This is a genomic window from Micromonospora sp. NPDC049580 (assembly GCF_040675595.1).
Taxonomy (GTDB): domain Bacteria; phylum Actinomycetota; class Actinomycetes; order Mycobacteriales; family Micromonosporaceae; genus Micromonospora.
Genome location: NZ_JBFAPG010000579.1, coordinates 1 through 3,514, shown reverse-complemented (window position 1 = coordinate 3,514; position 3,514 = coordinate 1). Strand labels below are relative to the sequence as shown.

At 73.7% G+C, this 3,514-nt stretch carries 4 protein-coding genes; 1 reads left to right on the top strand and 3 read right to left on the bottom strand.

Features of this window, described 5'->3' with window-relative positions; all coding sequences use genetic code 11:
- Positions 1-243: 243 nt before the first annotated feature.
- Positions 244-825 carry an Rv3235 family protein gene (locus tag AB0J68_RS29400; RefSeq protein WP_355063077.1) on the bottom strand — a complete coding sequence of 194 codons (582 nt, stop codon included), beginning with the start codon at positions 823-825 and terminating at the stop codon, positions 244-246.
- A gap of 240 nt (positions 826-1,065) precedes the next feature.
- Positions 1,066-1,323, bottom strand: a complete 258-nt coding sequence (locus AB0J68_RS29395; RefSeq protein ID WP_363941801.1) for a helix-turn-helix domain-containing protein — start codon at positions 1,321-1,323, stop codon at positions 1,066-1,068.
- 184 nt (positions 1,324-1,507) lie between these two features.
- On the opposite strand from AB0J68_RS29395, the gene AB0J68_RS29390 reads away from it, so the two are divergent.
- Positions 1,508-2,017 carry a hypothetical protein gene (locus tag AB0J68_RS29390; protein WP_354859062.1) on the top strand — a complete coding sequence of 170 codons (510 nt, stop codon included), beginning with the start codon at positions 1,508-1,510 and terminating at the stop codon, positions 2,015-2,017.
- Positions 2,018-2,121: 104 nt separating this feature from the next.
- Here AB0J68_RS29390 and AB0J68_RS29385 read toward each other — a convergent pair whose 3' ends face one another.
- Positions 2,122-3,219 (bottom strand): hypothetical protein, encoded by a 1,098-nt coding sequence (locus AB0J68_RS29385; protein ID WP_363941799.1) that lies wholly within the window; start codon positions 3,217-3,219, stop codon positions 2,122-2,124.
- Between the last annotated feature and the right edge of the window lie 295 nt (positions 3,220-3,514).

The window sequence follows — 3,514 nt, the reverse complement described above, 5'->3', positions numbered from 1 at the left end:
AGTTGATCTCCCGCCATCCCGCCATCCCGCCACGTCCGTCCTCCGACCCCCGTGGCCGGGTGGCCCGTGGCCGCGTGGCCCGTGGCCGAGGGGCCGGGTCGCCCGTGGCCCGCGGCCGGGGTGGCGGGATGGCGGGATGGCGGGAGATCAACTCGGCTTCCTGGAAGTCGGGGTGTCAGCGCCAGGTTGATACCGCGACTTCCTGGAAGTTGAGTCGATCAACGCAGAGCAAGCGGCGGGTTGTCAGAGGACGTGCAGGGCCGTGCACAGCCAGCGGCCTCGCCGGTGTTCCAGGCGTAGCGCCATGGCCCAACTCCGGCCACCGGCGCCGCTCACCACGGCAGCCGCTTCCACAGCGGCTTCCCGAGGCTCGCACACCCGCATCCGGAGCAGCCGTAGAGCCGGCCGGGTTGCCCGACGGCGAGCCGGCCCGGCCCGCCCGGTCGCCCGGGCGAGTTCGGTGAGCAGTTCGACGGCCCGGCCCGGGTCGAGCAGCGGGCGTACCTGGGCCGGCGAGCGGTAGCCGTTGACCACCTCCAGGCAGGTGCCGACGAAGCGGTGTGCGGCCCGGGTCGCCTCGGGCGCGGTCGCCGGTGGGAGTGGCGCACCCGGGTGGCTGGCCGGCCGCGAAGGCGTACGGCGTGGGGTCGCGCGACGCTCCGCCGGCCGGACCGGATCCGGTCGTGTCGAGGCGAACAGGTCGAGGGCGAGCTGGCCGTGGGTCGGCCCCGGCCAGTACGTCTCGTCGGGGTACGGCGGATCGATGGGCGGGACGGGGCGCAGGCGCACAGGTGGCCGGGAGGGACCGGGTCGCCGCTCGCTCATCGCTGCTCCCTTTGATCTTGCGTTTGCCTTCGTTTGCCTCCGACTGACTCGATTCTGCGCGACAGAACGGCCTCGGTCAATGCCTGCGGCGACGGACGCGTCGCCCACGGGCATGATCCACTCGGGTTCGCCGACATCGCGGTATCCCGGCGGGCCGGACAGCCCCATTTCGGCGATACGGAGTGGATCACGCGGGTCGGGGCGGCAGGTGGCAGGCGCGTCGGGCGGCGCTGCCCGGACCTACTCCGGATCGCGGTCGACGAGGGGGTTACCGCGTACCCAGTCGGCGGTTTCGGCGTACTTCTGCGCGATGTACTCCTCCAGCCGGGCGCGTTCGACCCGCCACTGACCGCGTCCGCCGATCTTGATCGCCGGCAGTTCCCCGCTGCGGACCATGTGGTAGACCTGCGAGTCCGACACGTTCAGCTCGGCGGCCACGTCGGAGAGCAGCAGGAACCTCGGCTCCACGAAAACTCCCGGGGTTGACGTCGTTTGCATCAGTTTGCCATCGGTAGGGCTCCCCGCCCAGCATCCCCGTCCCGGCAGCGGGTCAACCGGCGCCGGACACACCGGCGGGAAACTTCCACCGGCCGGAGGCGGGGTGTATGACGGTCACGGCGTGCGGCATGATCTGCGCCCGTGCCGGCTGCCGCCGGCACAGGACCGAGCGGGGAGACGACCGGTGACCGACGAGCTTGTCCGGGTGTACGTGCCGGCGACCGTACCCATGCTGACCCGCCTGCGCGAGCAGGGGCTGACCGCCGACCGGGCGCATGCGGTGACGCCCGCGCTGCGCGAGTGGTACGCCGAGGGTGACGAGGAGGAGTTGGAGTACGTCGCGTTCACCCGGGCTGCCCAGGACGCGCTGCACCTGCTCAGGGCCGATCCGGCCGCGCCCCGCCGCCGCGTGGTCGTCTCGGTCGACCTGCCGTCCGCCGCGCTCGGCCGTGGCGATGGTGAGCTGGGGTCCAGCTTGGTGACGTTGGCCGACACCGTGCCGGTGGGGGCCGTCGCGGCGATCCACGTGGACGGCGCGGACGCCGTCGAGGAGGTCGCCGCCGCGGCCGACGTGGTGGCCGAGGCCGCTGCCGGCGACCCGGACGCCCAGTTCACCGTCGACGGGGCCGAGGATCACGAGCTGGAGTGGTACGACGTGACCGAGCTGGACCTGCTGCTCCGCGCCACCGACTGAGCCAGCAGCAAACAGCGGGCCGCCCGCGCTCAGGCGACCGGCCAGCGCTCAGCAGGCCGGCCAGCGCTCAGCAGGCCGGCAGCGAACAGGCGAGCCGGTAGCGGTCACCGGGCCGGGTCGGCGTCGACGGCGTCGTGAGCGGTCGTGTCCGCCTCGTCCTCGTCCTCGTCGGTGTCGGTCTCGTTCCTGGCTGTCGGCGGCGTGGTGCCGGGACCGTCGGCCACGGCCGGGTCGTCGTCGGTGTGCGCCGGGCCGAGCGTGCGGCCGAACGCGATGAGCGCGGTCAGCGCCCCCACGAAGAGCATCCAGATGCCGTTGTCCACCCGCGAGGTGCCCAGCGACGTCTGCGCCACCGCGTCCGCCTCGCTGAGCGCGCTGGCCAGGTCCAGCAGCGACCGGCCGCCGATCCGGATGATCACCTCGGCGAGCAGCAGGAGCAGGCCCGGCCCGGCGCCGGCGAGCAGGTAGGCCGGCCAGCGCAGCGCGGGCGTCTGCGGATCGCGCCGCAGGGCTCGCCGCCGCGCCCAGGTGAGGTAGCCGAAGGCGAGCAGCCCGGCCAGCAGACCGGCGATGAGCGACTCGGTGCGCGACACCCACTTGGCCGCGTCGACAAGCGACTGCTGGCTGTCGCCCGCGCCGAAGAGGTCGAACAGCGGGTCCCGGGCACGACTGAACGCCACCACGAAGACCAGCGCGCCCAGCGCGGCGGTCACCACCGCACCGACCGCCGGGGCCGTTCGCGCGCCGGCGATCGCCCCGCCGATGATCGCGGCGGCCGCCGTCGTCCCGGCGATCACGTTGGTGGTCGAGGTGTCGAAGTAGGTGAGGTTGATCGCCAGCGCGGCGATCAGCCCGACCACCATGCCCGCGCCGATCGCACCGACGAAGCGCAGGGTCGCCCCGTCGCCGTACCGCCGGGTCAGCAGGTTGCCGCCGGCCAGGGCGGTGGCGGCCCCGGCCACCAGCGCGGCCGAGATCACACCGGGCAGGGCGAACGCGGAGAGGCTGATCGCGGTGATGCCGGCCGCCGCCGAGGTGATGGCCTCCCGGGTCGACCAGAGCATGGCGGCCAGCCAGCCGAGCGCCAGCAGCGCGAGCACGGCCGCGCCGGGCGCGAACACCGGTCGGCCGCCGGGGGAGGCCGCGTCGACCGCCGGCTGGTCCGACTCCGCGGCTGGGACGCGGCCGGGCTGCTTGGTCATCGTCTCCCCTTCGAGGCGCCAGGTCACCGACCATTCAGGGTACGCGGACCGCCGCGACCCCCACCGAACGAGCCACACCCCACGGCTACGCCCAGCCAACACAGCCGAGCCATCACGGAGAAGTCGAGTGGCATCAAACTGCCCCGGGGACGGCTGCAGCTCCGCAAGACGGTCGGCGCGTCGAGGCGTACCCCCGAAGGAACCGCGACGGAGGCGCGGACCGCGACCAACGTCGGGGCTGGGGCGAGCGTCCCCGGCGGAGGGATCAAGCCTGACCGCCCGGAGCCGGGGACGG

Bases quoted from the DNA above. Each gene is read 5' to 3' on its own strand.
- AB0J68_RS29400 (WP_355063077.1), bottom strand. From the start codon at position 825: ATGAGCGAGCGGCGACCCGGTCCCTCCCGGCCACCTGTGCGCCTGCGC.
- AB0J68_RS29395 (WP_363941801.1), bottom strand. From the start codon at position 1,323: ATGCAAACGACGTCAACCCCGGGAGTTTTCGTGGAGCCGAGGTTCCTG.
- AB0J68_RS29385 (WP_363941799.1), bottom strand. From the start codon at position 3,219: ATGACCAAGCAGCCCGGCCGCGTCCCAGCCGCGGAGTCGGACCAGCCG.